The organism is Sphingobium sp. 3R8 (assembly GCF_020166615.1).
Lineage (GTDB): Bacteria > Pseudomonadota > Alphaproteobacteria > Sphingomonadales > Sphingomonadaceae > Sphingobium > Sphingobium bisphenolicum.
In genome coordinates this window covers 31,529-54,811 of the sequence record NZ_JAIQXR010000009.1, presented here as the reverse complement: position 1 = coordinate 54,811, position 23,283 = coordinate 31,529, and the positions used below count along the sequence as shown (strand labels likewise).

Sequence of the window (23,283 nt, the reverse complement as noted above, 5' to 3'; positions counted from 1 at the left end):
ACAGATAAGCCTCTTAACCCGGATGGCGGGTGATGCAATCGCGCCCATAAAAATGCCGCAACTGCGTCCTTTGAGACACAGCGCGCCGCCAACGAGCAACGCAGCGTTTCGCGCCCGGTCGATGGACTTGGGCGCGCGGGCATCATAGTTTCGGGTCCGCCATGATCCAGGGAACCACCATGCAACGCTATAGCCGGGCCGCCATCTTCCTGCACTGGGCGATCGCCGCCCTGCTCGCCTTTCAGATCGCCGTCGGCTGGGCGCTGGAGGATCTGGGCGCGCGCGGCTTCGCCCTCTATCAGATGCACAAGTCGGTCGGCATCACCGTGCTGGCGCTGACGCTGGTGCGGATCGCGGTGCGTTACTGGAAGCCGCGCCCGGCCAAGCTGGAGGGCGGCTGGCAGGGCGCGCTGGCGTCGGGCGTACATGTCGGTCTCTACGCCTTCATGCTGGGCGCGCCGCTCACCGGCTGGGCGCTGGTATCGACCGCAAAGGTCAAGGTGCCGACCTTGCTGTTCGGCGTCATCCCCCTGCCCCATCTGCCCTTGCCAGCGAGTGCGCATGGCCTCGCCGAAAACGGCCATGGCCTGCTCGCCTGGCTGGGCATCGCGCTGCTGGCGCTGCACGTCGCGGGCGCGTTGCGCCATCATCTGCTGATGCGCGATGGCCTCATCTGGCGGATGGTGCCGGGGCGCTCCACCGCTCTGCTGATCGGGCTGCCCGCGTTGATTCTGGTCGGCTTCGTCGCCGGCCGCGCGATCCTGCCCGCGCCGCAGGCTGCATCGGCGCCCGTCCCGGTCGCGGAAGAGCCCGCCAATGCCGCGGCGGAAGACGCCAATGTCGCGGAAGCCGCCAACGCCGCCGTCCCGGCTGAAAACGCAGCCGCGAACGACAGCGCCGCCGTCGCCGAACAACCCGCCGGCCCGCCCCCCGCATGGACGGTGCAACCCGGCGGCCGCATCGGCTTCTCCGTCGGCAATGATGGCGAGACGATCAGCGGCAGCTTTTCCAAATGGACCGCGCAGATCGTCATGGACCCCGATCATCCCGACAGCGCCGATATCCAGGTGACGATCGACATGGCCTCGGCCAGCGTGGGCGACGCCTATAAGGACGGGATGTTGCCCGGCGACGAATTTTTCGGTGTCGCCGCTCATCCCACCGCAACCTTCACGGCCAAGGGCGCGGAAGCCATCGGTCCGAACAGCTACCGCGCCCGCGGCACGCTGACGCTCAAGGGCGTGTCCAAACCGCAGACGATCCGCTTCACCCTGTCCGGCAAGGACGCAACCCGCAAGGTGTCGGGCAGCGCCACCATCACCCGCGCGCTTTTCGGCGTGGGCAATGGCGACAGCAGCGGCGGGCTTGGTCCGCAGGTGGCGCTGACCTTCGCCTTCACCGCGAAGCGAAAGAATTGAAGAAAAAACAGCCTGCTCCCGCGCAGGCCGGAACAGGATAAGGGACACATGATGATGCGCCTCCTCCCCTTAGCCGCTGCCCTGCTCGCCGCATCCCCCACCCCGGTCGCGGCGCAGGCCTTCATGTTCGAAACCGGCACGACCCTGCTCGCCAAATGCCGCAACAAGGCGCCGGAATATGCGCTCGCCTGCACCGCTTATATCGTCGGCGTGGTCGACGGCATCCGCAAGGACATGTTCATCGGCCGCGCCCGCCCGGTCTGCTGGCCCGACCGGATGAGCGCGGAAGAAGCCCGCAAGACCGTCATCGCCTATCTCGAACGCTGGCCCGACCAGCGCAAGACGCCCGCCTCGGTCCTCGTCAGCGTGGCCTTGAACGAGCGCTGGCCCTGCACGAAATAGAGCGAGCCGACCAGGTTCCTCTGAAAGCCTGATCGCGACAATTCATTGCGCGCGCCCATGGCCTAACTGGTACATTCTTGCCTTGCCCCGCAGACAAGCGTAGGGGCGGCGCCTATTTTATCTTGTGCGAAGGAGACTCGACGTGGCGGCGAAGTGGACGCCGGAAAGCTGGCGGGAGCATAAGGGCATCCAGATGCCCTTTTACCGGGACGCAGAGGCGCTTGCCTCGGTAGAGGCCCAGCTTGGCCAGTTTCCGCCCCTCGTCTTTGCGGGCGAGGCACGCAACCTGAAGGCAGATCTCGCCAAGGTCGTGACCGGCGACGCCTTCCTGTTGCAGGGCGGCGACTGCGCGGAAAGCTTCGCGGAATTCCATCCGAACAATATCCGCGACACCTTCCGCGTGCTGCTTCAGATGGCGGTGGTGCTGACCTTCGCGTCGAAGCTGCCGGTGGTGAAGGTCGGCCGCATGGCCGGCCAGTTCGCCAAGCCGCGCTCGGCCGATACCGAGACGATCGGCGGCGTGGAACTGCCCAGCTATCGCGGCGACAATGTCAACGACATCGCCTTCACGCCCGAAGCCCGCGAGCCGAACCCGCAGCGCATGGTGCAGGCGTATAACCAGTCGGCCGCGACGCTGAACCTGGTGCGCGCCTTCTCGACCGGCGGCTATGCGTCGCTGGATCGCGTCCATGGCTGGATGCTCGATTTCATGGGCCGCAGCCCCTGGGCCGCGAAATTCGAGGCGATGGCCGACCAGATCGGCCAGGCGCTCGACTTCATGCGCGCCTGCGGTCTGGACGCCGAAACCGTGCCCCAGTTGGGCGGCACCAGCTTCTACACCAGCCATGAAGCGCTGCTGCTGCCGTTCGAACAGGCGCTGACCCGCCAGGATTCGCTGACCGGCGACTGGTACGATACGTCCGCGCACATGTTGTGGATCGGCGACCGCACCCGCTTCGAAGGGTCGGCCCATGTCGAATATCTGCGCGGCATCGGCAATCCGATCGGCCTGAAATGCGGTCCCAGCCTGGAACCGGATGCACTGCTACGCCTGCTCGACACGCTGAACCCGAAGCGGGAAGCCGGCCGCATCACGCTCATCACCCGCTATGGCCATGACAAGATCGAAGCGGGCCTGCCCAAGCTGGTCCGCGCTGTGCTGCGCGAAGGTCATCCAGTCATCTGGTCCTGCGACCCGATGCACGGCAACGTCATCAAGGCGGCGAACGGCTACAAGACCCGCCCGTTCGAGCGCATCCTGGCCGAAGTGCGCGGCTTCTTCGCCGTGCATCGCGCCGAGGGCAGCTTCGGCGGCGGCATCCATGCCGAAATGACCGGCCAGAATGTGACGGAATGCACCGGCGGCGCCATCGCCATCACCGACGAGGGCCTCGCCGACCGCTACCACACCCATTGCGACCCGCGCCTGAACGCGGCGCAGAGCCTGGAACTGGCCTTCCTGCTCGCCGAAATGCTCAATGAAGAACTGAAGGAACGCCGCGCCGCGGCCTGAACGAAAAAAGGGGGCGGGATCATGCGATCCTGCCCCCTTGCTCTATATAATGCCTGGGCCTGTCGAAGCCTCTTTCTTCTGAAAGCAGCAAAAGGCTCGGTCAGCCCTCAGCCACCACCACGATCGTCAGGGGCGCGCCACCTTCGGCAATCGCGATCAGCCGATCGACATTGGGATGCGCGCCCGGACGGTTGCGGGCATCGGCGATATGTTCCGCGAATAGGGCCAGGCCATGGTCCGCCGCGGCCGCGTCCAGCGCGCCGAACGCCTGCCCAAGATAATGATAGACCGCGAGCGAGCCCTGCTTGCCCGGTTGGTTTTCGATCGTCGCAACGATCGCGCCATGCGCATCCGTCAGGTCGATACGCGCCAGCCCGTCGATCGACGGCAGCCCGGCCAGATTATCCTTGAAGGTCGCGCCCGGTTCGATTTTTGCCAGCATGGGTCTTGGTCCTGTCCTGATAGTCGCGGCGGCCTTTTGCATCTTCCGCCCGCCTGCGCAATCGATCCGGCACAATCCAACAAGCTTCCAATGTAGGATTTCATCTGATCTATCCTGATCGATGGATCCCAATACCTGCCCTTATCTGCCGCGCGAAAACTGCCACGTCCCTGGCGCGCCGGTCGTGCCGCCATGGTGTAGGAAGGGACGCGTCGGGGACGCTTTGCAGGCGCTTGGCAAGCGCGTCGGGCCGATATCGCCCGACAACGGTGTGAACTTCGGCGCTACGACCTTGCCGCCCCTACTCTGCCACATTCTTCCGCTGCTGCGCCCGGCGCGCGAAGATGTTCAGACACTCCACCAGCGTGGAGAAAGCCATCGCCGCGTAGATATAGCCCTTGGGCACATGCACGCCGAAACCGTCGGCGATCAGCACGGCGCCGATCATCAGCAGGAAGCCCAGCGCCAGCATCACCACGGTCGGGTTGCGCGCGATGAAGTTGGCGAGCGGATCGGCCGCGATCAGCATCACCGTCACCGCCACGATCACGGCGATGTACATGACCGCCAGATTGTCCGTCATGCCCACCGCCGTCAGGATCGAATCGAGCGAGAAGATCATGTCGAGCAGAATGATCTGCACGATCGCCGCGCCGAAGGTCATGGTCGCGACGCCCTTCTTGTCCAGCCCCCCGTCCGCCGGTGTCGGATCGACATTATGGTGGATTTCCCGGGTCGCCTTCCAGATCAGGAACAGGCCGCCTGCGATCAGGATCAGGTCGCGCCAGGAAAAATTGGTTTCGAACGTCGGCGCGCCATGCTGGTCCAGCGGGCCGCTCAGCCCCAGGTCGAACACAGGCTGCGTCAGTCCCACGATCCACGCGATCATGGAAAGCAGCACCAGCCGCATCGCCAGCGCCAGGCCGATGCCGATCTTGCGCGCCTTGGGCCGCTGCGCTTCGGGCAATTTGTTGGTCAGGATGGAGATGAAGACCAGATTGTCGATGCCCAGCACCACCTCCATCACCACCAGCGCAACGAGCGCGGCAAGGGCCGTAGGGTCGGTGAAGGCGGTAATCAGACTGTCCATAGCATCCTCTATTGCACCCGGTCGGGACAAGCAGCAGCGTACCGAAACGGCGCAATCATGCTAGCGTCGCTTTGTTGCTGCTTGATGCCCGAAGGCCCAGTTTCTAATGCTGGACCGTTCGGTTTGGGGGGAATATCGATGCGTTTCATGCTGTGCCTTGCGGCGCTGGGCCTCGCGGCGCCGGCCTATGCCGAAGTCTTCGAAATGAACGGCCATTTCCCGGCGCCCTATCGGGATGTCAGCCTGGCCCGCAGCATCGGCATCGACCGGATCGCCGGCCGCGACGGCATGGCGCTGGGGCTGGCGATCGAGGGGCAGTTGAGCCGGCGCGGTCCCGATGGGCGGCCCTATTACGACCTCGTTGCCCTGTCGCGCCGCGGGCCGGACGCCGATGTGCTGGTCAGCGGCATGGCCGACGCATCGGTGCGCGAGGGCGACGTCAAGCGCAAGGTCGAGCAATGCGCCGAAAAGCAGGGCGACAAATGCGTGCGCAAGGACAAGGTGGAGGCGACCTGCCTGCAGGAAATGGTCAGCTTCTCCTCCACCCTGCGCGTGGCGCGCAGCGACGACGGGCGCATCCTCTATACCCAGACCCGGCCGCAGAGCGAGACCATCACCACCTGCCCCGGCGACAAGGGCAAGCCCAGCCCCAGGGAGGTCGTAGCCAGAATGGTGCGGACCGCGGCCGACCGCTTCGCCGACGACATTCTGCCGCGCCATGAGGATTATCGCATCCGCCTGCGCGAAGGGCGCGAGGGCATGGACAAGGCGATGGGACAGGCGTTCAAGGACAGCATCCGCCTGTCGCAGCGCGATCCGGTGGCGGCCTGCGGCCAATGGGCGGCAATGGCGGGGACGCTGCCCGGCCACCCGTCGCTGCTGTTCAACGCCGGCCTGTGCGCCGAACGGGCCGGCGATTATGCCGGGGCCGAGCACGCCTATCGCCAGGCCGGCGGCGCGGAGGAGGATGCGACCCGCGTCCGCGACCTGGCGGTCGGGCGCGACGACGCGCAACGGCGGGCGACGGAAGGATGATGCGGCATCTGGACTTGCGCGGACGGGTGCCGTAGCGACGGGCCGTTCCCTTCCATGCCGCGGCATAGCGCCGCAAAACCCATCTCTTGCGAAAGGCGGCATATGTCCCGGACCACCCTGACCCGTTTCCTGATCGAACAGCAACGCAACGCCAATGTCCTGCCCGGCGAACTGCGCCTGCTGATCGAAACCGTCGCGCGCGCGTGCAAGACGATCAGCCATGCGGTGAGCAAAGGTGCGCTGGGCGAAGTGCTGGGCAGCCTCGAGAGCGAGAATGTGCAGGGCGAGGTGCAGAAGAAGCTGGACGTGATCGCCAATGAACTGCTGCTCGACGCCAATGAATGGGGCGGGCATCTGGCCGCGATGGCCTCGGAAGAGATGGAAACGATCCATCTCATCCCCAATCGCTATCCCAAGGGCGAATATCTGCTGCTGTTCGATCCGATCGACGGCTCCAGCAATATCGACGTCGATCTGTCGGTCGGCACCATCTTCTCGGTTCTGAAGGCGCCCGACGCCTGCGCCGGGCGGCAGGTGACGGAAGAGGATTTCCTCCAGGACGGCCGTCAGCAGGTCGCTGCGGGCTACGCCATCTACGGGCCGCAGACGCTGCTGGTGCTCAGCGTCGGCACCGGCGTGTTCGAATTCACGCTCGACCGCGAAGTGGGAAGCTGGGTCATGACCGACCCGGACATGAAGATGCCCCAGGGCAAGTGCGAGTTCGCGATCAACATGTCCAACCGCCGCCAATGGTCGCCCGCCATCACCCGCTATATCGACGAGCGCGTCGCGGGTGGCGCGGGGCCGTGCGGCAAGGATTACAACATGCGCTGGACCGCCTCCATGGTGGCCGACGTGCATCGCATCCTGAAGCGCGGTGGCATCTTCATGTACCCCTATGACCACCGCAATCCGGGCAAGGCCAAGTTGCGCCTGATGTATGAAGCCAATCCGATGAGCTATTTGATCGAGCAGGCGGGCGGCGCGTCGAGCGACGGCTTCATGCCCATCATGGACGTTCCCGCCACCGGCCTGCACCAGCGCGTCGGCGTGGTGCTGGGCGACAAGGCCGAAGTGGCGGCGGTCGTCGCTTATGGCAAGGAAATGGAGACGGCCTGAGCCGGGCGAGAAAAAAGGGGGAGAGCGCGGCTGGCGCTCGATCCCCCTGATACTTCGGCTCGCCTTGCCGGTCTTACCGGCGGCTCCTCTCCAGAAACTTGTTATATGGCGCGCCGAACAGCCATGTCGCTCTAGCCCAACCGAATGACAAAAAAAAGGCCGATCGCAAGACCGGCCCGAAAGTTTTAGGAGAGGATGCCTGAAAGGCACAGTCTTTTTGTCTCGCCGGCCGGATTTTCGCAAATGCGAAGGACAGAGGTGCGATTGCAAATTCCGCAATCGGGCGCCGACACACCGCGCCGCCGTCGCAGCCTGCTGCGCAGTCGCACTCTTTTTCCGAGTCGCATCCGCCCGCATAAAGCAAATGTCAGGGCTTGGCCGTTAAGCCCGGCGCCATGCACGGACCAGTTCCCGCTTCGGGACCGGCGGATGGAACCGCCAATGCCCCCCATTCCGCCGCGCGCTATCGCCGCGACATCGACGGACTGCGCGCACTCGCGATCCTGCCGGTGCTGCTGTTCCACGCCCATGTGCCGGGCTTTTCGGGCGGCTATGTCGGGGTCGACATCTTCTTCGTCATATCGGGCTATCTGATCACCGGGATCATCGCCCGCGAAGTCGATGACGGCCGCTTCTCGCTCGCCCGTTTCTACGAACGCCGCTTCCGCCGGATCATGCCCGCGCTGGCGCTGATGATCCTGATCGTGCTGGCTGGCGCGGCCTGGTTCTATCTGCCCGGCGATCTGGAAGGCGTGCCGCGGTCGGCGCTGGCGGCGACCTTGTTCGCCTCCAATCTGTGGTTCTTCACCGACACCGGCTATTTTTCCGGCGGCGCGGACGTGAAGCCCCTGCTCCACACCTGGTCGCTGGCGGTGGAGGAGCAATATTATATCGGCTTCCCGATCCTGCTGATGCTGCTGGCGCGCTATGCGCCGCGCTGGCGCACCGGGGTCGTAGCCGCCATCGCCGCAGCATCGCTGGCGCTCGCGATCGTCATGCAACGGGACACCAGCGGCTTCACCTTCTACCTGTTGCCGACCCGCGCCTGGGAATTGTTCGCCGGGGCCTTGCTGGCGCTGGGCGCCGTGCCGGCGATCCGGGCGCGCTGGCTGCGCGAACTGGTGGCCGGGCTGGGGCTGCTCGCGATCGCACTGGCCGTCGCCTTGTATGATCGCACCACGATCTTTCCCGGCATCACCGCCCTCGCCCCGGTGCTGGGCGCCGCTGCACTGATCCATGCCGCCCCCGACACGCGGATCGGCCGGTTGCTGGGCTGGGGCCCGCTGGTCGGCATAGGGTTGATCTCCTACTCACTCTATCTGTGGCACTGGCCGCTGATCGTCTTCACCGAATATGCGACCGACCTGCCGCTCGCGGGAGGGACGCGGATCGCGGTTATCGGCGCAGCGCTGCTGGCGGGAACATTGTCCTGGCGCCTGGTCGAGCGCCCCTTCCGCGATCCACGACGCATGCCGGCGCGGACGATCTTCCTGTTCACCGCGGCGGCGATGAGCCTGCTCTGCGCGCTGGCGTTGACGCTGCTGGCGATGGGCGGCTGGCCCTCGCGCTTCGGTCCGCAGGTGCTGGCGCAGATGGCAGGGCAGAAGGATTTCGCGCCGACGCGCAAGCAATGCCACGACATATTCATGCGTAACGCGACGCCCTGCACCCTCGGCGCATCGGTGCCGCCCGACGCTATGCTATGGGGCGACAGCCATGGCGTCGAACTGGCCTACGCCTTGTCGCTGGATGCCAAGGCGCAGAATCGATCGCTGATCGAACGTACCACGTCGAGTTGCCCGCCTGTGCTGGGCTATGAGGCGAAGGACGCCCGCTGCGCCGCCGCGAACCAGACGGCATTCGATGCGATTCGCGCCGATCCGGCAATCCGGCGCATTTACCTGGCCGCCTTCTGGGCCAATGGCGATTTCGATGATCCCGCCTTCGTCGCCAAGCTGGACCGCACCATCGCCGCCATCCGTGCCGAAGGACGGCAGGTGGTGCTGATCGGGCCGGTGCCGCCCCAGCCGTTCGACGTACCGCGCCATCTGGCCCATCTGGCGCAGGCCGGAAAGCTTGCAGAGGCACGCGGCATCGACCGCGCCCATGTCGAAGCAAGAACCGCGCATCTGCGCGCCCTCTTCGCCCGCTGGCAGGCGCGTGGGGTGTCGCTGATCGATCCCGTCGCGGCCCTGTGCCCGACCGGCTCCTGCGCCATCGAACGCGACGGCGAGCCGCTCTATTTCGATTCGCACCATCTCAGCACCACGGGTGCGCGGTGGGTGATCGCAGCCGGCCGCTGACCCCTATTCGGCGGCCAGTGCATAGCCCGCGCGCGGCAATTCCGCCGCCAGCGCTTGCACCATGCGCGTCACGACCGCCTGCATCCGCACTAGACCCGGCCCCGGTCGGTCCAGCGTCGCATCCAGATAGAGCACGCGATCGATTTCGACCTGCAGCGCGTGTAACCCGTGCTCCGGCCGGCCATGCCGGTCGATGAGATGGTCGCCGGCATAAGGGTGGTTCTGCGCCACGATCAGGCCCTGACCCCCCGCGACATCGGCCGCCAGCGTCATCAGCCGGGTCGAGGCGCTGCGACCGAACCGGTCGCCCAGCACAATAGCCGGCGCCGGCCTGCCGGCGCCGGACGGAGGCAGCGGCGGCATGGAATGAATGTCGATCAGGATCGCATGGCCGTGCGCGTCGCGCGCCGCGGCCATCACCTGGGCCAACGCCGCGTGATAGGGCCGGTGCAGTGTTTCGATCCGGCGGCGGGCCTCCGCCCAGCGCATCGGGCCGCGCCACAATTCATGCGCGCCCGGCAGGCGACGCGGGAAGAGGCCAAGGCCGCCGCGCAGCTTGGCGCTGCTCTGGAGCGCGGCGTCGCGCGGCAGGTCGGCGATCATGCCGGGATCGATCTCGCGCTCATGTCGGTTGAGGTCGATCAGCGCGCGCGGCGCGCGGGCGACGACGACGGTGAAACCCAGCGCGATCAAAGGGTGGACCAGAAGGTCGGCCCAGCGATCCTCCAACCGATGCAGGATCGACAAGGGCACGCGCGCGTCGGCCAGCAGATCGTCGCCATAGTCGCGGGCCGCATGGGGGACAGAAATCACGACGGGACGATCAGGAATCGCAGGACCGTACAGGTCGAAGGCGGCTTCGCTATGGCTCGGGGCGCGCGGCGCGGAATGATCCAATGCGGCTCCTTTCGCCAGCGCGCCGAAAAAACTTGCCCGGCTGGATAATATTTACACCTTGTCGCATATAAAGGGGCTTCGCGCCACCCCGTCGGGTGCGCGCCAAGGGCTGCGGGGCGGCCGGATGAGAGTGTTGGGGGCGATGGTTCGCATTTTATTGGCCGAAGATGACGAGAGCATGCGGACCTATCTGGCCCGTGCGCTGGAACGGTCGGGGTATGAGGTCGTGTCGGTGGAGAATGGCCGCGACGCGCTGCCCCATATCGACACGGACCGGTTCGACCTGCTGCTGACCGATATCGTGATGCCCGAAATGGACGGTATCGAACTGGCGCAACATGCCGCGTCGGTGGCGCCGGACATGCGCATCATGTTCATCACCGGCTTCGCCGCGGTCACGCTGAAGGCCGGCAAGGCGGTGCCGCAGGCCAAGGTGCTGTCCAAGCCCTTCCACCTGCGCGACCTGGTGCTGGAGGTCGAGCGAATGTTCGGCAGCGAAAGCGTCCCGGCCTCGACGGACAATCCCTAAAACCGGCTCCCGCGACGCCCGGCTTTAATCGGGCACCACTTCCTCCATGTCGGGCGTCGGATCGAGCGGCCGCCCCGCCATGGCGGCGTTGAACCGCTCGCGGTCCAGCCCTTTCTCCCAGGCCGACACCACGATCGTCGCCACGGCATTGCCGATGAAGTTGGTGAGAGCCCGGACCTCGCTCATGAAACGGTCGACGCCCAGGATCAGCGTCATGCCGGCCACCGGCACCGACGGCACGATCGAGAGCGTCGCGGCGAGCGTGATGAAGCCCGCGCCGGTGACCCCCGCCGCGCCCTTCGACGAGATCATCGCGACCAGCAGCAGCAGGATTTGCTGCTCCAGGCTGATATGGACGTTACACGCCTGCGCGATGAACAACGCCGCCAGCGTCATATAGATATTGGTGCCGTCGAGGTTGAAGCTGTAGCCGGTCGGCACGACCAGCCCTACGACCGACTTGCGGCAACCGGCGCGCTCCATCTTCTCGATCAGGCTGGGCAACGCGGCTTCCGATGAGGATGTGCCCAGCACCAGCAGCAGTTCCGCCTTCAGATAGCGGATCAAGTGGAGGATGTTGAACCCCGCGAACCAGCCCACCGTGCCCAAGACGCCCAGCACGAACAGCAGCGAGGTCAGGTAGAAGGTCGCCACCAGCCCGGCGAGATTGGCGAGCGTGCCGACGCCATATTCGCCGATGGTGAAGGCCATCGCCCCGAAGGCGCCGATCGGCGCCGCCTTCATCAGCAGGGCGACCAGCTTGAACACCGCATGGCTGGCGGATTCGAGCACCATCATCAGCGGCTGCGCCCTGTCGCCGATCATGGTCAGCGCAATGCCGAACAGGATCGCCACGAACAATACCTGAAGGATGTTGCCGTCCGCCACCGCCGACACCATGGTCGACGGGATGATGCTCATCAGGAAACCGGTCAGCGTGCGCTCATGCGCCTGATGGGCATAGTCCGCCACCTTGCCGGCATCGAGCGTCGCGGGATCGATGTTGAGGCCCGCACCGGGCTGCACGACATTGGCGACGATGAGGCCGACGACCAGCGCCAGGGTGGAGAAGGTCAGGAAATAGGCGAACGCCTTGGCCGCCACCCGGCCGATCGCGCCCAGCTCCTTCATTCCCGCAATGCCAGTGACGATGGTCAGGAAAATGACCGGAGCGATGACCATCTTCACCAGCTTGATGAAGGCCTCGCCCAGCGGCTTGAGTTGCTTGCCTGCGTCGGGCCAGACATGGCCGATCAGCACGCCCAGCGCAATCGCGACGAGCACCTGGACATAGAGCTGGCGATAGAAGGGCAGCCGGGACGCCGCCTGAACCGGCGAAGATGGCGATGGCAGCATATGTCTTGGCGTCCCCCTGTTTGGATCGCAGCATATGAGTCACCCCCGGCCTGTCCAGAAGAATATCGGCCAGAAGAATATCGGCGCGTTTCAATTTCCCGCTTGCGCGGTCGCCCTACCCCCGTTATTGGCCCCCTCCACGGCGGGCGTGTAGCTCAGTGGTAGAGCACTGTGTTGACATCGCAGGGGTCGCAAGTTCAATCCTTGCCACGCCCACCATGACAAAGCCCGTCGCTTCTCTCGAAGCGGCGGGCTTTCTCTTTTCCCATCTTTGATGGATCCGGCCTAGCGTGCCGCAGCTACTCCCCGGCGCAGCTTCTGGCAGGCGTCGCGCTTGCCCGCCAGGGCACGCTCAACCTTCGCCCAGGCTTCTATGTCGGCGGCGGTGATCGTTTCCTCATCGGAGAATCGGACGGGGAAGGGAATGGGAATGGGCATGCGCATGGTCGACTCACGGGGAAACAGGCTCTCGACTATAAGCTGCGCTGCTGTCACGGGGATGTCCCGAACATTACAGACAGGCAATGAGGGCAAAGGATCGGCCATGACGATGGGATGCGAAACCATGGGCGGGCGGCGCGTGCTGTTCGTGATGGCGGTCGAAGCCGAATATGGGCCGCATCTGCGCGCGCGATTCACGCCGCTGCTGACCGGTGTCGGACCGGTCGAAGCGGCGCTGGCCACCGGCATGGCCCTGCAGGATATGGAGCGGCAACGGGCCTTGCCCGACCTCCTAGTCTGCCTGGGATCCGCGGGATCGCGCCTTTGCCCGCTCGGCGATATATTCCAGGTGGCGAGTGTATCGTGGCGCGACATGGATGCGTCGCGACTGGGCTTCACCAGGGGCGTGACCCCCTTCATCGACCATCCCGTCGACCTGCCGCTGGCGACGCCGCTGGCTCTGCCGCTCGCTCGCCTGTCGACCGGCGCGAATATCGTGGGCGGTGCGGACTATGCCACGATCGATGCGGACATGGTCGACATGGAGACATTCGCGGTGGCGCGGGCCTGCGCACGCTTCGACGTGCCGCTGATGGGCCTGCGCGGCATATCGGACGGACCAGGCGAGCTGGATCACATTCATGGCTGGATGGAGTTGCTGGACTTGCTCGACGAACGGCTGGCGGCGGCGGTGGACCTGCTGCCAGAAGCGCTGGCGCGCGCCGCCTGAGTTTGACAGCCCTGCGCGGGCTGGCCGCGGGGCCAGGACAGGCGGTAGGTGACCAAAAAGCCGTCATGGTCGGATAATCGCGGACCGCTCAGGCCGCCGTCGAACATCGCCTCGATCCGGATCGGGCGGATCGACACCCTGTCGCCCGGCCAGAAAAATTGCAGATCCTGCGTGTCCATCCACGGTTCGTCGCCGTCCCAGGACAGGCGCACGTCGCAATCCGACGCAGGATCGGCACATATGCGATGCACCAGATCGAGCGACTGATAGCGCGAGAAATTCTCCCAGCGCGATTCGGAATGGCGCATGTTGAAATCGCCGCCGAAAATCAACGGATAGGCATCGTCATGGCTGCGGTCGATGAAGGCCGAGGCTTCGAGCGACTGGCGGTCGTGCGCGGCGAGGTTGCGATGGGCCGGCGCACGCGAGGCGCCGCGGCTGTTCATATGCGTGTCGTAAATGTCGATCGGCGTCGGCACGCCGGGAATGACGATGCGCGCCAGCACGATCCCCTTATTGGCGAGGCAGTCGATCCCCGCGCAGGAACGACGACCATAGGCGTGCATATCGACCTCCACGATCGGATAGCGCGACGCGATGGCCAGGCCGCTGCCGGTCAGGTGCAGGCCGATCTCGCCGCGTTTGATATGGGATTTGCCGGGCAGCGTTTCCTTCGTCACGCCACGGGCGCGGGTGGTGCGGCGGGGACCGGTGACGATCGCGGGATAGCCGGTGGCGGCGACCGCCCGCTTCGCTGCCCCGCTGAACATTTCCTGGAACAGGATGATGTCGGGCGCCTGTCCCGCTGCGCGCAGATTTGCGAGGCGATCGCCGATGGCGCGCAACGACGGTGCGCGGCCCGTGCGGGCGGGCCAGCCCAGCCCCTCGATATTATAGGTGAGCACGGACAATGTGGTGGCGGCGATCTGTCCGTCGGGCGTCGCAGCGATGATCGGGGCGCCCCCGCCGCACGCTAGCGATCGCAAGGGCAAGGGCGCGGCACAGCCCGATATAAGGAGCGCAAACGCGAGGACGGCGTGACGGATGGCCGAGATCGACCGGTTCGCCCTTGCCAGCATATGCCTCAACCCCACCACATAACCGTCGAAGGTCAGTCGCCGTCGAAGGTCAGTCGCCGTCGAAGGCGATGATCGCCTGCGCCGCGACGCCGTCCGCCTCCAGCGCGGCCATGCCGCCCAGATCGGGCAGGTCTATGGCGAACAGGGCCATCAGGACGCTCGCGCCTTGTTCGCGCAGCAGTTGCGCGGCCGCCAGCGCTGTGCCGCCGGTGGCGATCAGATCGTCGACCAGCAGCACCCGCACGCCATGCGGCACCTGTCCTTCGTGCAATTCCAGCCGGTCGGTGCCATATTCCAGCACATAGTCGATGCCCACGGTCTTGCCGGGCAGCTTGCCTGCCTTGCGTACCGGCACGAAGCCCTTGCCCAGCGCCAGCGCCAGCGCCGCGCCCAGAATGAAGCCGCGGGCCTCTATCCCCACGATCAGGTCCGGATCGAGCGGCCGGGCCACCGCAGCCATATGATCGACCAGTTCGGCCAGCCCCCTGGCGTCGGCCAGCAGGGTAGTCACGTCGCGGAACTGGATGCCCGGCTTGGGGAAATCGGGGATAGTGCGGACCAGCGCGGTCAGGCTGTCGATGCTCATGGCGTCTCCATAATGAAAAAGGGCGCGGTTCCAATCGAAACCGCGCCCCCTTTAGTCTGTCGTCCCTGCGGACATCGGCCGTCAGGCGGCGGCCTTTTTCTTGTCCGCCCAGATATTCTGGTAGGACATATAGGCCAGGCCCGTCGCGATCAGCAGGAAGAGGATGGTCGCAAGCCCTGCACGGCGGCGATTTTCCAGCTTCGGTTCGGCGGTCCAGGTCAGGAACGCAGCTACGTCCTGCGCCATCTGGTCGACCGTCGCCTTGGTGCCGTCGCCATAGGTCACCTGGCCTTCGGCCGTCAGCGGCGGCGCCATGGCGAGGTTCAGGTTGGCGAAATATGGGTTGTAGTGCAGCCCTTCCGGCGTCTTGGAGTCCGGGAACTCCTTGAGCAATTCGGCCGGCTGCGCCTGGAAGCCCGTCAGCAGCGAATAAACATAGGCGCTGCCATGATGGCGGGCCTTGGTCATCAGCGACAGATCGGGCGGGATCGCATTGTTGTTCGCCGCTGCCGCCGCGACATTGTTCGCGAAGGGCTTGGGGAAGTGATCGGCCGGAACCGGTTCGCGGCTGGACGCTTCGCCCGTGGCCGGATCGACCGACGGGGTCTTGATCGCCCACTGCTTGGCGATCGCCTTCACTTCCGCTTCATTATAGCCGAGCGCCGCGAGGTCGCGGAAAGCGACGAATTTCAGGCTGTGACAGGCCGAGCAGACCTCCTTGAAAACCTGGAAGCCGCGCTGCAACTGCGCCTGGTCATATTTGCCGAGCGGTCCGTCGAACGAGAAAGACACATGCTTGGGCGCCAGGTGGAACTCATGCTCCACCGTGGCCGCCGGCGGCTCAGTGACATAGGCATAGGCGCCTACGAGGAAGGAAATGACCAGCCAGCCCGCGAAGAAGAGGCCGACGAGAAATGCGCCGATGCGTACCATATTACCTCTACCCCTTATTCGGCCGGGACCGCGACGGTTTCGCCGTCGGTCTTGCCATATTTCGCCAGCACGGCCTCGGTGATCGAGCCGGGCAGCGGCAGCGGCTTTTCAAAGCGCGAGATCAGCGGAAGGATGATCAGGAAATGGGCGAAATAATAGGCCGCCGCGATCTGCGAGATCATCACGAAGGGTTCCGCCGCCGGCGCGCCGCCGCAGTAACCCAGCACCGCTACGTCCGCGAGCAGGATCCACCAGAATTTCCGGAAGGTCGGGCGATAGCGCCCCGAACGCACCGGCGAGGTGTCCAGCCAGGGCAGGAAGAACAGCAGCAGGATCGACGCGAACATCGCCAGCACGCCCAGCAGCTTGGCCGGGATGAAGAAGAAGTCCACCGTGAAGGCGCGCAGGATGGCGTAGAAGGGCCAGAAATACCATTCCGGCACGATGTGCGCGGGGGTCGAGAGCGGGTTCGCTTCGATATAGTTATCCGGATGGCCCAGGAAGTTGGGGGCGAAGAACAGCAGGATGGAGAAGGCGATCAGGAAGATGCCCGCGCCGAAGCCGTCCTTGGCGGTGTAATAGGGATGGAAGGGCACAGTGTCCTGCGGCCCCTTCACTTCCACGCCGGTCGGGTTCGAGGAACCCGGAATGTGCAGCGCCCAGATGTGCAGGATGATGACGCCTGCAATCACGAAGGGCAGCAGGAAGTGCAGCGAGAAGAAGCGGTTGAGCGAGGCGTTACCGGGAGCGAAGCCGCCCAGCAGCCAGGTCTGGATCGGCTCGCCCACCACGGGGATCGCGCCGAACAGGCCGGTGATGACCTTCGCGCCCCAATAGGACATCTGGCCCCAGGGCAGCACATAGCCCATGAAGGCGGTCGCCATCATCAGCAGGAAGATGACGAGGCCGAGCAGCCACACCATTTCGCGGGGCGCCTTGTAGGAGCCAAAATAGAGGCCGCGGAAGATGTGGAGATAAACCACGATGAAGAAGAAGCTGGCGCCGTTGGCATGGGCGTAGCGCATCAGCCAGCCCGCGTTGACGTCGCGCATCGTCTGTTCGACGGTGCTGAAGGCGACCAGGTCATTGGCGCCATAATGCATCGCCATGATGACGCCGGTAACGATCTGGATCACCAGCGCGAGGCCGGCCAGAACACCGAAGTTCCAGAAATAATTGAGGTTGCGCGGCACGGGATAGCCCGCGCCCACAGCGTTATAGACGAGACGCGGCAGCGGCAGCTTCTCATCGACCCACTGCATCACGGGATGCTTAGGCGTATATTGCTCAGCCCAGGGAAAGCTCATGGTTTCTTACCTCAGCCTACGAGAATGGCGGTGTCGGAAGTGAAGCTGAACTTCGGCACTTCCAGGTTCTTGGGCGCGGGGCCTTTGCGGATGCGCGCGGCGGTGTCGTAGGACGAGCCATGGCATGGGCAAAAATAGCCGCCATATTCGCCGCGATTCTCGCCTTCGCCCGCGCCCAGCGGCACGCAGCCCAGATGGGTGCAGACACCCATCGTCACCAGCCACTGCTTCTTCCCGTCGACGGTGCGCTCTTCCAGCGTCTGCGGATCACGCAGCGTCGAAGCGTCAACCTTGTCGGCCTCGGCGATTTCCTTCGGCGTCAGCTGGCGCACGAATAGCGGCTGGCTGCGGAAGGTGGTCTTGATCGCCTGTCCCGGCTGAATCGCGGAAAGATCGACTTCCGTCGATGCGAGCGCCAGCACGTCGGCGCTGGGGTTCATCTGGTCGATGAGCGGGAGGACGGTGGCGACAGCCCCGACCCCTGCGAAGCTCACCGCAGCGATGTTGATGAAATCGCGGCGGCGCACGCCATCTTCGCCGGATGGACCCGTGCCGTCTATATGTTCAACGCTCGCCATGCACCTCTACCCTTGCAATAACGTCCCTGACCCCGCCGCAATGCCGTGACCGACTCTGTTTATCAAGGGATTTAGGGTGCCGTGCAAGTACGGTCCCCGCCTACCCCCCGGCGTGGTTTGCGCGCCTGATAACCGGACTGCGCGCTCTTTGCCAACAGCAAACTCGCGCCCCCTATGACAATTTGCCGCAGTGCATTAAGGCGCGGGCCATGCGTATCGCCCTTTATCAACCCGAGATTGCCGGCAATGTCGGCGCGATCCTGCGCCTCGCCGCCTGTTTCGCCGTGCCCGTGGACATCATCATGCCGACCGGATTCGCCTTTTCCGACACCCGCCTGAAGCGCGCGGCGATGGATTATGGCGAGGCCGCGGACGTCACCCGCCACGCCAATTTCGGCGCCTTCGACGCGGTGCGTCGCGCGGAAGGCCGCCGCCTGCTGCTGCTGAGCGCCCATGCCTCGCAGACATTGCCCGACGTCCAGTTCCAGCCGGAGGACGTGCTGATGATGGGATCGGAAAGCGCGGGCGTCCCCGACGACGTGCGCGACCTGGCCGACATCCGCGTCCGCATCCCGATGGCGCCAGGCTTTCGATCCTTGAACATCGCCGTTTCCACGGGCATCGCCGTCGCCGAGGCCCTTCGCCAGACCGGAAAGTTTCCACAATGACCGCCAGCAACCCGATTCCCGCCGTGCCCTTCGCCCTCGACGCGCGGCAGCAGGCGGCGCGCAACTGGTTCGAATCGCTGCGCGACCGCATCTGCGCCGCGTTCGAGGCGATCGAGCGGGAGGCCGGCAGCGAGGCGCGCTTCGACTATACCGCCTGGGACCGGGAGGCCGAGGGCCAGACGCCGGGCGAAGGTGGGGGCGGCGTGCGCGGCGTGATGAAGGGCAAGGTGTTCGAGAAGGTCGGCGTCAATGTCTCCACCGTGGGTGGCGAATTTGCGCCGGGTTTCGCCCAGACCATCCATGGCGCGGGCGATAACCCCGCCTTCTTCGCCACCGGCATCAGCCTGGTCGCGCATATGGCCAACCCGCATGTGCCCGCCGTGCATATGAATACGCGCTATCTCGTGACGACCAAGAGCTGGTTCGGCGGCGGCGCCGACCTCAATCCACCACTGCCGCGCCGGGAGGATACGGATTTTTTCCATGGCGTGTTCAAGGCCGCCTGCGATGCGCATGACGCCGATCATTATCCGCGCTTCAAGGCATGGGCCGACGAATATTTCTTCATTCCCCATCGCGGCGTGCATCGCGGCGTCGGCGGCATTTTCTACGATCATCTGGAATGTGCGGACGATGCGGCGTTCGACGCCCATTTCGCCTTCACCCGCGCCGTGGGCGACGCCTTCCTCGACGCCTTCCCGCCGATCGTGCGGCGGCGCATGGGCGACGCATGGGACGAGGCAGACTATCGCACCATGCTGGAATGGCGCGGGCGCTATGCCGAGTTCAACCTGGTGCATGATCGCGGCACGCTGTTCGGGCTCAAGACCGGCGGCAATATCGACGCGATCCTGATGAGCCTGCCGCCGATGGCGAGCTGGAGCTGAACCCCATGGCACTGACGCCGGTGGAGCCGGGCATGGTGGCGACGATCGTCACCCATCTGGAGATGCGGGACCGGCCGCGGCCCGCACCGGTTCCGCCCGCCCCGTTGCGGCTGGTGCCATGGAAGACACCCGACCTGGCCGCCTATCGCACGCTGTTCCGGCGGGTCGGGGCACCATGGCTGTGGTTTTCACGACTGGTGATGACCGATTCGGCGCTGACGGCGATTCTCCACGACCCGGCCGTGGAGGTCTATGCCGTCACCGACCCGCGCGGCACCGAAGTCGGCCTGCTGGAACTGGACTTCCGCTCGCGTCCCGATTGCGAACTCAGCTTCTTCGGGCTGGTGCCCGAACTGGGTGGCAAGGGGCTGGGTCGCTGGCTGATGGCGCAGGCCAAATCGCTGGCCTGGCGCAAGGGGGTGGAACGGTTCTGGGTCCATACCTGCACGCTCGACAGCCCGGCGGCGCTCATCTTCTATCTAAGGTCGGGTTTCGTGCCTTATGGGCGAGAAATCGAAACCTTCGTCGATCCGCGTCTGGCCGGCATATTGCCGCGCGATGCTGCCCCGCATGTGCCGCTGCTGGATCAGTCGGCGGCCTGACGATAGAGCCGCGCCAGCATCACCAGCATATAGACCTGGACCACGCTCGACACCGCCGCCCCGGCCAGGCCGCCAGCCAGCCGCGCCCCTTCCGCCCCGGCGATCAGACCGCCGAGCAGGCCGACAATGACCTGCGCTGCCGATCCGGCGATGGTGGACAGCAGCATCACGATGATGAGAAAGCCAAACAGCCGCCAGAAATAGCCGCGCGTCAACGCCCAGGCGCGGCGCAGCGAGTCCATCACTCCCGCCCTGCTGTCGATCACCACCGGATTGAGTAGCACGAGCCGGATGCTGGCGAAGAAGACAAGGGCGACAGCACCAAAGCCCAGCAACAGTCCGATCGCCGCAGCCAGTTGTTTCGATGCGAGGGATAGGACGACGCCGACCAGTGCCGCGCCAACAAAGACCGCGGCCACCGCGCCCACCACCACCAGCGCCGTGCCGATCAGCACCGGCAGGCGCGCGAAGCTGAGGCGCAACGCCTCCCCCACGCTGATGCCGGGACGCAGCGCCAGCGCGAACAGCGCCAGCGACCCGAACCAGATGAGGATGATTGTCAGCAGCATGGCGAGGCCGAAGCCGGGCGGCATGGCGGGAATCGTGTCCGCCTTGGGCGCAGCGAACCAGGCCTGCAATTCGGGCGGCGTCATTTCCTGCAGGATGAGGCCAGGCAGCGCCACGAACAGCAGCGCCACCGGGAACAGCAGGGTCGCTTCGCGCGCGACGAAAGCGACCGCCTCCTCCCACGCCTTGCCGATCGACATTGTCGCCATATCTATACTGCCTGCCCCAAAATGCTGAAAAGCGTCATGTTGAAAATGCGGCCCGAGACTTGATCGCTCGCCCCGCGCAAGTCAAGGAAGCGCCCCATGCCCGACCTTCCGCCCGCTCGCCCGACCTTTCCCGATCAGGTCGAATGGCGAATCGATCTTGCACCGGTCGATTATCCTGCCGCACTGACCGATATGGAGGCGCGCGCCGCCGCCATTTACGAAGGGCAGGCGCAGGAGCGGGTCTGGCTGCTGGAGCATCCGCCGCTCTATACCGCCGGGACGAGCGCCGATCCGGCCGAACTCCTGTCGCCGCGCTTTCCGGTCTATGACGCCGGGCGCGGCGGGCGCTACACCTATCATGGGCCGGGGCAGCGGATCGGCTATCTCAACATCGACTTGCGGGAACGCGGCAAGGATGTCCGCAATTTCGTCCATCATCTGGAAGGCTGGATGATCGCGGCGCTGGGCGACCTTGGGATCGCGGCGCGCCGCGCGGAGGGCCGGATCGGCATCTGGACCGACGACCCCCATGGCCGGGAAGCGAAGATCGGCGCGCTCGGCATTCGCGTGCGGCGCTGGGTCACGCTTCACGGCTTTTCGATCAATGTCGATCCCGACCTGTCGCATTTCGGGGGCATCATACCCTGCGGCATCAGCGAATTTCCGGTGACCAGCATCGCCGCGCTGGGCGGCAACGCCTCCATGGCAGCGCTCGATTCCGCCCTTCGCGATCATTTCCCGCTTTTTCTCAGTCGCTTGGCCCGTTGCGGCACAGGGGTTGAGCAATGCGAGACGGGCCGCTAGGTTCGCGCCTTCTTTCGCCGGGCGGGGGCCGGGCCTGAACCCTTTTTTCAAGGAGACCCGGATGCGCCGGACGACCAATACCGCCCTTACCGCCGCGCTTCTGGCAGGCTGCATCGCACTCGCCGGATGCGGCGACAAGGAGCAGGGCGGAAACAAGGTGCAGATGAAGGATATGGAAGTGGTGGACGGCACCGCTACCGATGCCATGACCGACCTGGATGGCGTACAGAGCGAAGGCACCGCCATCGCCCTGCCCAGCGGCAATGCCGCCGAAAACAGCAGTATGCCTGCCAAGGCCGTGGCGGAAAAAGCGCCTGCCGAAGATGCGGAAGTCCTGTCCGACCAGTAACGCTGGCCAGATCGTTCATGCCTGATATCATGACAGAACAATATGAAGGCGTCGGTTTACCACGACCTTCCAGAGAGGCTGATTCGATGACATTGCGTTTCCCGTTGCGCCGCGCGCTGGCCGGTCTCACCCTGGCCATCGCGCCGATCATCGCGCAACCGGCAGCGGCTCAGTTCTTCTGGTCGCCTCCCGACATGAGCGCCCCGCCGCTGACCGACGACGCCGCAGCCGCCGCCATGGGCCTGCCGGGCGCCACCGCGGCGGAAGTGAAGGCCGGGCTGGCGTGGAACCTGCGAGCCGCGCTCAATGTCGCGGCGCTGCAATGCCAATTCGAACCCACCTTGCTGGCGATCAGCAATTACAATGCGATGATCGCCCATCATGATGCGGAGCTGGACAGCGCGCAGGCTGCACTGCTGGGCTATTTCCAGCGCACCGTGGGCAAGGGCAAGCCGGGCCAGTCGGCGTCGGACATGTATAATACGCGCATCTATTCGGGCTATTCCACGGTGCAGGCGCAAAAGGGCTTTTGCCAGGCCACGGCGGAAGTCGGACGGCAGGCGATCTTCGCCGAGCGCGGAACATTGCACGAGGTCGGCCGCGCAGGTCTGGGTTCGATCAAGAAGTCGCTGGTTGCGGCGGGCGAGCAATTCTACGGCACGCCGGGCTATGATTATGTGGTGGCCCTGCCGTCCTTCGACCCCAAATGCTGGAAGAAGGGCGTGCTGCTGCCCGCCTGTCATCAGGCATGGAATAACCGGACGGGCGTGAAGCCCTGATCGACTGACGTTTAACGCAGGCCCAGATATTTATGGGCCTGCACCGTCAGCCGCCATTGCGGCCGATCCATCACCAGAGCGATCGCGGCGCGGGCATTGTCGGCCGCGTGGGGATCGTCCAGCGGCTGCAGCAGATGATGGTCGAACGCCCATCCCTCCATCGCGGCCACATCGGCCAGGCTATGCCCGCCGCCGGGCTGCGGCCAGACCAGCTTCAGTTCGTGGCCGGATCGCTGCACGACGTCGCTGCCCGCCTTGGGGCTGATGCAGATCCAGTCGATGCCGGCATGGGCGGCGATCGTGCCGTTGCTCTCGATCGCGATGGTGAAGCCGCGGGCATGGAGCGCATCGACCAGCCCATCGTCCACCTGCAACATCGGTTCACCGCCGGTCAGGACAATATAGCGACCTTCGTCGCCAGCACCCCAGAAGGCCAGCGCCGCATCGGCCAGCGCATCGGCATCGGCGAATTTGCCGCCGCCAAGACCATCGGTGCCGACGAAATCAGTGTCGCAAAAGCGGCAGACGGCATCGCGCCGGTCCTGCTCGCGCCCGCTCCACAGGTTGCAGCCGGCAAAGCGCAGGAACACCGCGCGCCGTCCCGCCTGCACGCCTTCACCCTGAAGGGTCAGGAACATTTCCTTGACCGCGTAGCTCATG

The 23,283-nt window shown here is 65.3% G+C and carries 26 protein-coding genes and 1 tRNA gene; 15 read left to right on the top strand and 12 right to left on the bottom strand.

Features of this window, described 5'->3' with window-relative positions; translation table 11 throughout:
* The first annotated feature begins 179 nt into the window (after positions 1 to 179).
* From K9B33_RS10540 to K9B33_RS10530, 3 genes are all read left to right on the top strand, one after another.
* Positions 180 to 1,418, top strand: coding sequence for a YceI family protein (locus K9B33_RS10540; protein WP_224548610.1), 1,239 nt, complete (start codon positions 180 to 182; stop codon positions 1,416 to 1,418).
* Between the two features lie 54 nt (positions 1,419 to 1,472).
* Positions 1,473 to 1,820: a Rap1a/Tai family immunity protein gene (locus K9B33_RS10535; protein ID WP_315975809.1), complete on the top strand. Its 348-nt coding sequence runs from the start codon at positions 1,473 to 1,475 to the stop codon at positions 1,818 to 1,820.
* Positions 1,821 to 1,962: 142 nt separating this feature from the next.
* Positions 1,963 to 3,333: a class II 3-deoxy-7-phosphoheptulonate synthase gene (locus K9B33_RS10530; RefSeq protein ID WP_224548608.1), complete on the top strand. Its 1,371-nt coding sequence runs from the start codon at positions 1,963 to 1,965 to the stop codon at positions 3,331 to 3,333.
* A gap of 100 nt (positions 3,334 to 3,433) precedes the next feature.
* On the opposite strand, the gene K9B33_RS10525 is transcribed toward K9B33_RS10530, so the two are convergent.
* Positions 3,434 to 3,775 carry a DUF2322 family protein gene (locus K9B33_RS10525; protein WP_224548607.1) on the bottom strand — a complete coding sequence of 114 codons (342 nt, stop codon included), beginning with the start codon at positions 3,773 to 3,775 and terminating at the stop codon, positions 3,434 to 3,436.
* A gap of 301 nt (positions 3,776 to 4,076) precedes the next feature.
* Positions 4,077 to 4,865 carry a TerC family protein gene (locus K9B33_RS10520; RefSeq protein WP_224548605.1) on the bottom strand — a complete coding sequence of 263 codons (789 nt, stop codon included), beginning with the start codon at positions 4,863 to 4,865 and terminating at the stop codon, positions 4,077 to 4,079.
* Positions 4,866 to 5,003: 138 nt separating this feature from the next.
* On the opposite strand from K9B33_RS10520, the gene K9B33_RS10515 reads away from it, so the two are divergent.
* From K9B33_RS10515 to K9B33_RS10505, 3 genes are all read left to right on the top strand, one after another.
* Positions 5,004 to 5,900 carry a tetratricopeptide repeat protein gene (locus K9B33_RS10515; RefSeq protein ID WP_224548603.1) on the top strand — a complete coding sequence of 299 codons (897 nt, stop codon included), beginning with the start codon at positions 5,004 to 5,006 and terminating at the stop codon, positions 5,898 to 5,900.
* A gap of 102 nt (positions 5,901 to 6,002) precedes the next feature.
* Positions 6,003 to 7,019, top strand: coding sequence for a class 1 fructose-bisphosphatase (locus K9B33_RS10510; RefSeq protein WP_224548602.1), 1,017 nt, complete (start codon positions 6,003 to 6,005; stop codon positions 7,017 to 7,019).
* 395 nt (positions 7,020 to 7,414) lie between these two features.
* Entirely contained in the window at positions 7,415 to 9,322 is a 1,908-nt protein-coding gene (locus K9B33_RS10505; protein WP_224548600.1) for an acyltransferase family protein, read from the top strand.
* Between the two features lie 3 nt (positions 9,323 to 9,325).
* Here the strand turns inward: K9B33_RS10505 and K9B33_RS10500 are convergent, their stop codons facing one another.
* Positions 9,326 to 10,219: an N-formylglutamate amidohydrolase gene (locus K9B33_RS10500; protein WP_224548598.1), complete on the bottom strand. Its 894-nt coding sequence runs from the start codon at positions 10,217 to 10,219 to the stop codon at positions 9,326 to 9,328.
* 142 nt (positions 10,220 to 10,361) lie between these two features.
* Here K9B33_RS10500 and cpdR point away from each other — a divergent pair, with 142 nt between their 5' ends.
* A complete protein-coding gene (gene cpdR / locus K9B33_RS10495) occupies positions 10,362 to 10,748 on the top strand; it encodes a cell cycle two-component system response regulator CpdR (RefSeq protein WP_224548596.1) in 387 nt (128 codons plus the stop codon).
* A 24-nt stretch (positions 10,749 to 10,772) separates the two neighbouring features.
* Here cpdR and K9B33_RS10490 read toward each other — a convergent pair whose 3' ends face one another.
* Complete coding sequence (locus tag K9B33_RS10490; protein WP_224548595.1) at positions 10,773 to 12,104, bottom strand: dicarboxylate/amino acid:cation symporter; 1,332 nt, start codon at positions 12,102 to 12,104, stop codon at positions 10,773 to 10,775.
* Positions 12,105 to 12,248: 144 nt separating this feature from the next.
* Between K9B33_RS10490 and K9B33_RS10485 the strand changes: the two genes are divergently transcribed.
* A tRNA-Val gene (locus tag K9B33_RS10485) sits at positions 12,249 to 12,323 on the top strand.
* 66 nt (positions 12,324 to 12,389) lie between these two features.
* Here K9B33_RS10485 and K9B33_RS10480 read toward each other — a convergent pair.
* Positions 12,390 to 12,548, bottom strand: a complete 159-nt coding sequence (locus K9B33_RS10480; protein ID WP_224548594.1) for a hypothetical protein — start codon at positions 12,546 to 12,548, stop codon at positions 12,390 to 12,392.
* A gap of 100 nt (positions 12,549 to 12,648) precedes the next feature.
* On the opposite strand from K9B33_RS10480, the gene K9B33_RS10475 reads away from it, so the two are divergent.
* On the top strand, positions 12,649 to 13,275 hold the full coding sequence (locus tag K9B33_RS10475; RefSeq protein WP_224548593.1) for a 5'-methylthioadenosine/S-adenosylhomocysteine nucleosidase: 627 nt from the start codon (positions 12,649 to 12,651) through the stop codon (positions 13,273 to 13,275).
* Here the strand turns inward: K9B33_RS10475 and K9B33_RS10470 are convergent.
* The 5 genes from K9B33_RS10470 to petA form a co-directional block, all read right to left on the bottom strand.
* Positions 13,185 to 14,354: an endonuclease/exonuclease/phosphatase family protein gene (locus K9B33_RS10470; protein ID WP_224548592.1), complete on the bottom strand. Its 1,170-nt coding sequence runs from the start codon at positions 14,352 to 14,354 to the stop codon at positions 13,185 to 13,187. The genes K9B33_RS10475 and K9B33_RS10470 overlap by 91 nt on opposite strands.
* A gap of 49 nt (positions 14,355 to 14,403) precedes the next feature.
* Entirely contained in the window at positions 14,404 to 14,940 is a 537-nt protein-coding gene (locus K9B33_RS10465) for an adenine phosphoribosyltransferase (RefSeq protein ID WP_224548591.1), read from the bottom strand.
* 81 nt (positions 14,941 to 15,021) lie between these two features.
* Positions 15,022 to 15,873: a cytochrome c1 gene (locus K9B33_RS10460; protein WP_224548590.1), complete on the bottom strand. Its 852-nt coding sequence runs from the start codon at positions 15,871 to 15,873 to the stop codon at positions 15,022 to 15,024.
* Between the two features lie 14 nt (positions 15,874 to 15,887).
* The gene (locus K9B33_RS10455) at positions 15,888 to 17,180 is read right to left on the bottom strand and encodes a cytochrome b (protein WP_224548589.1); all 1,293 of its coding nucleotides are present in this window, start codon (positions 17,178 to 17,180) and stop codon (positions 15,888 to 15,890) included.
* An 11-nt stretch (positions 17,181 to 17,191) separates the two neighbouring features.
* Positions 17,192 to 17,758, bottom strand: a complete 567-nt coding sequence (petA, locus tag K9B33_RS10450; protein WP_224548588.1) for a ubiquinol-cytochrome c reductase iron-sulfur subunit — start codon at positions 17,756 to 17,758, stop codon at positions 17,192 to 17,194.
* Between the two features lie 209 nt (positions 17,759 to 17,967).
* Here petA and K9B33_RS10445 point away from each other — a divergent pair, with 209 nt between their 5' ends.
* Genes K9B33_RS10445 through K9B33_RS10435 form a run of 3 tightly spaced genes read left to right on the top strand, consistent with a single transcriptional unit; the run spans position 17,968 to position 19,915 of the window.
* Entirely contained in the window at positions 17,968 to 18,426 is a 459-nt protein-coding gene (locus K9B33_RS10445) for a tRNA (cytidine(34)-2'-O)-methyltransferase (RefSeq protein ID WP_224548587.1), read from the top strand.
* Entirely contained in the window at positions 18,423 to 19,313 is an 891-nt protein-coding gene (gene hemF / locus K9B33_RS10440) for an oxygen-dependent coproporphyrinogen oxidase (RefSeq protein WP_224548586.1), read from the top strand. The genes K9B33_RS10445 and hemF overlap by 4 nt, the downstream gene beginning before the upstream one ends.
* Before the next feature lie 5 nt (positions 19,314 to 19,318).
* Entirely contained in the window at positions 19,319 to 19,915 is a 597-nt protein-coding gene (locus K9B33_RS10435; RefSeq protein ID WP_224548585.1) for a GNAT family N-acetyltransferase, read from the top strand.
* Here the strand turns inward: K9B33_RS10435 and K9B33_RS10430 are convergent.
* The gene (locus tag K9B33_RS10430) at positions 19,900 to 20,691 is read right to left on the bottom strand and encodes a hypothetical protein (RefSeq protein WP_224548583.1); all 792 of its coding nucleotides are present in this window, start codon (positions 20,689 to 20,691) and stop codon (positions 19,900 to 19,902) included. The two genes, K9B33_RS10435 and K9B33_RS10430, sit on opposite strands and share 16 nt — an antisense overlap.
* A 96-nt stretch (positions 20,692 to 20,787) precedes the next feature.
* Between K9B33_RS10430 and lipB the strand changes: the two genes are divergently transcribed.
* From lipB to K9B33_RS10415, 3 genes are all read left to right on the top strand, one after another.
* Positions 20,788 to 21,495: a lipoyl(octanoyl) transferase LipB gene (gene lipB, locus K9B33_RS10425; protein ID WP_224548582.1), complete on the top strand. Its 708-nt coding sequence runs from the start codon at positions 20,788 to 20,790 to the stop codon at positions 21,493 to 21,495.
* Positions 21,496 to 21,556: 61 nt separating this feature from the next.
* A complete protein-coding gene (locus tag K9B33_RS10420; protein ID WP_224548581.1) occupies positions 21,557 to 21,844 on the top strand; it encodes a hypothetical protein in 288 nt (95 codons plus the stop codon).
* An 86-nt stretch (positions 21,845 to 21,930) separates the two neighbouring features.
* Positions 21,931 to 22,623: a hypothetical protein gene (locus tag K9B33_RS10415; protein WP_224548580.1), complete on the top strand. Its 693-nt coding sequence runs from the start codon at positions 21,931 to 21,933 to the stop codon at positions 22,621 to 22,623.
* Between the two features lie 11 nt (positions 22,624 to 22,634).
* On the opposite strand, the gene queE is transcribed toward K9B33_RS10415, so the two are convergent.
* The gene (queE, locus tag K9B33_RS10410; protein WP_224548579.1) at positions 22,635 to 23,282 is read right to left on the bottom strand and encodes a 7-carboxy-7-deazaguanine synthase; all 648 of its coding nucleotides are present in this window, start codon (positions 23,280 to 23,282) and stop codon (positions 22,635 to 22,637) included.
* Position 23,283 lies beyond the last annotated feature (1 nt).

Bases quoted from the DNA above. Each gene is read 5' to 3' on its own strand.
- K9B33_RS10540 (WP_224548610.1), top strand. From the start codon at position 180: ATGCAACGCTATAGCCGGGCCGCCATCTTCCTGCACTGGGCGATCGCC.
- K9B33_RS10535 (WP_315975809.1), top strand. From the start codon at position 1,473: ATGCGCCTCCTCCCCTTAGCCGCTGCCCTGCTCGCCGCATCCCCCACC.
- K9B33_RS10525 (WP_224548607.1), bottom strand. From the start codon at position 3,775: ATGCTGGCAAAAATCGAACCGGGCGCGACCTTCAAGGATAATCTGGCC.
- K9B33_RS10520 (WP_224548605.1), bottom strand. From the start codon at position 4,865: ATGGACAGTCTGATTACCGCCTTCACCGACCCTACGGCCCTTGCCGCG.
- K9B33_RS10515 (WP_224548603.1), top strand. From the start codon at position 5,004: ATGCGTTTCATGCTGTGCCTTGCGGCGCTGGGCCTCGCGGCGCCGGCC.
- K9B33_RS10510 (WP_224548602.1), top strand. From the start codon at position 6,003: ATGTCCCGGACCACCCTGACCCGTTTCCTGATCGAACAGCAACGCAAC.
- K9B33_RS10505 (WP_224548600.1), top strand. From the start codon at position 7,415: ATGCACGGACCAGTTCCCGCTTCGGGACCGGCGGATGGAACCGCCAAT.
- cpdR (WP_224548596.1), top strand. From the start codon at position 10,362: ATGGTTCGCATTTTATTGGCCGAAGATGACGAGAGCATGCGGACCTAT.
- K9B33_RS10490 (WP_224548595.1), bottom strand. From the start codon at position 12,104: ATGCTGCCATCGCCATCTTCGCCGGTTCAGGCGGCGTCCCGGCTGCCC.
- K9B33_RS10480 (WP_224548594.1), bottom strand. From the start codon at position 12,548: ATGCGCATGCCCATTCCCATTCCCTTCCCCGTCCGATTCTCCGATGAG.
- K9B33_RS10475 (WP_224548593.1), top strand. From the start codon at position 12,649: ATGACGATGGGATGCGAAACCATGGGCGGGCGGCGCGTGCTGTTCGTG.
- K9B33_RS10470 (WP_224548592.1), bottom strand. From the start codon at position 14,354: ATGCTGGCAAGGGCGAACCGGTCGATCTCGGCCATCCGTCACGCCGTC.
- K9B33_RS10465 (WP_224548591.1), bottom strand. From the start codon at position 14,940: ATGAGCATCGACAGCCTGACCGCGCTGGTCCGCACTATCCCCGATTTC.
- K9B33_RS10460 (WP_224548590.1), bottom strand. From the start codon at position 15,873: ATGGTACGCATCGGCGCATTTCTCGTCGGCCTCTTCTTCGCGGGCTGG.
- K9B33_RS10455 (WP_224548589.1), bottom strand. From the start codon at position 17,180: ATGAGCTTTCCCTGGGCTGAGCAATATACGCCTAAGCATCCCGTGATG.
- petA (WP_224548588.1), bottom strand. From the start codon at position 17,758: ATGGCGAGCGTTGAACATATAGACGGCACGGGTCCATCCGGCGAAGAT.
- K9B33_RS10445 (WP_224548587.1), top strand. From the start codon at position 17,968: ATGCGTATCGCCCTTTATCAACCCGAGATTGCCGGCAATGTCGGCGCG.
- hemF (WP_224548586.1), top strand. From the start codon at position 18,423: ATGACCGCCAGCAACCCGATTCCCGCCGTGCCCTTCGCCCTCGACGCG.
- K9B33_RS10435 (WP_224548585.1), top strand. From the start codon at position 19,319: ATGGCACTGACGCCGGTGGAGCCGGGCATGGTGGCGACGATCGTCACC.
- K9B33_RS10430 (WP_224548583.1), bottom strand. From the start codon at position 20,691: ATGGCGACAATGTCGATCGGCAAGGCGTGGGAGGAGGCGGTCGCTTTC.
- lipB (WP_224548582.1), top strand. From the start codon at position 20,788: ATGCCCGACCTTCCGCCCGCTCGCCCGACCTTTCCCGATCAGGTCGAA.
- K9B33_RS10420 (WP_224548581.1), top strand. From the start codon at position 21,557: ATGCGCCGGACGACCAATACCGCCCTTACCGCCGCGCTTCTGGCAGGC.
- K9B33_RS10415 (WP_224548580.1), top strand. From the start codon at position 21,931: ATGACATTGCGTTTCCCGTTGCGCCGCGCGCTGGCCGGTCTCACCCTG.
- queE (WP_224548579.1), bottom strand. From the start codon at position 23,282: ATGAGCTACGCGGTCAAGGAAATGTTCCTGACCCTTCAGGGTGAAGGC.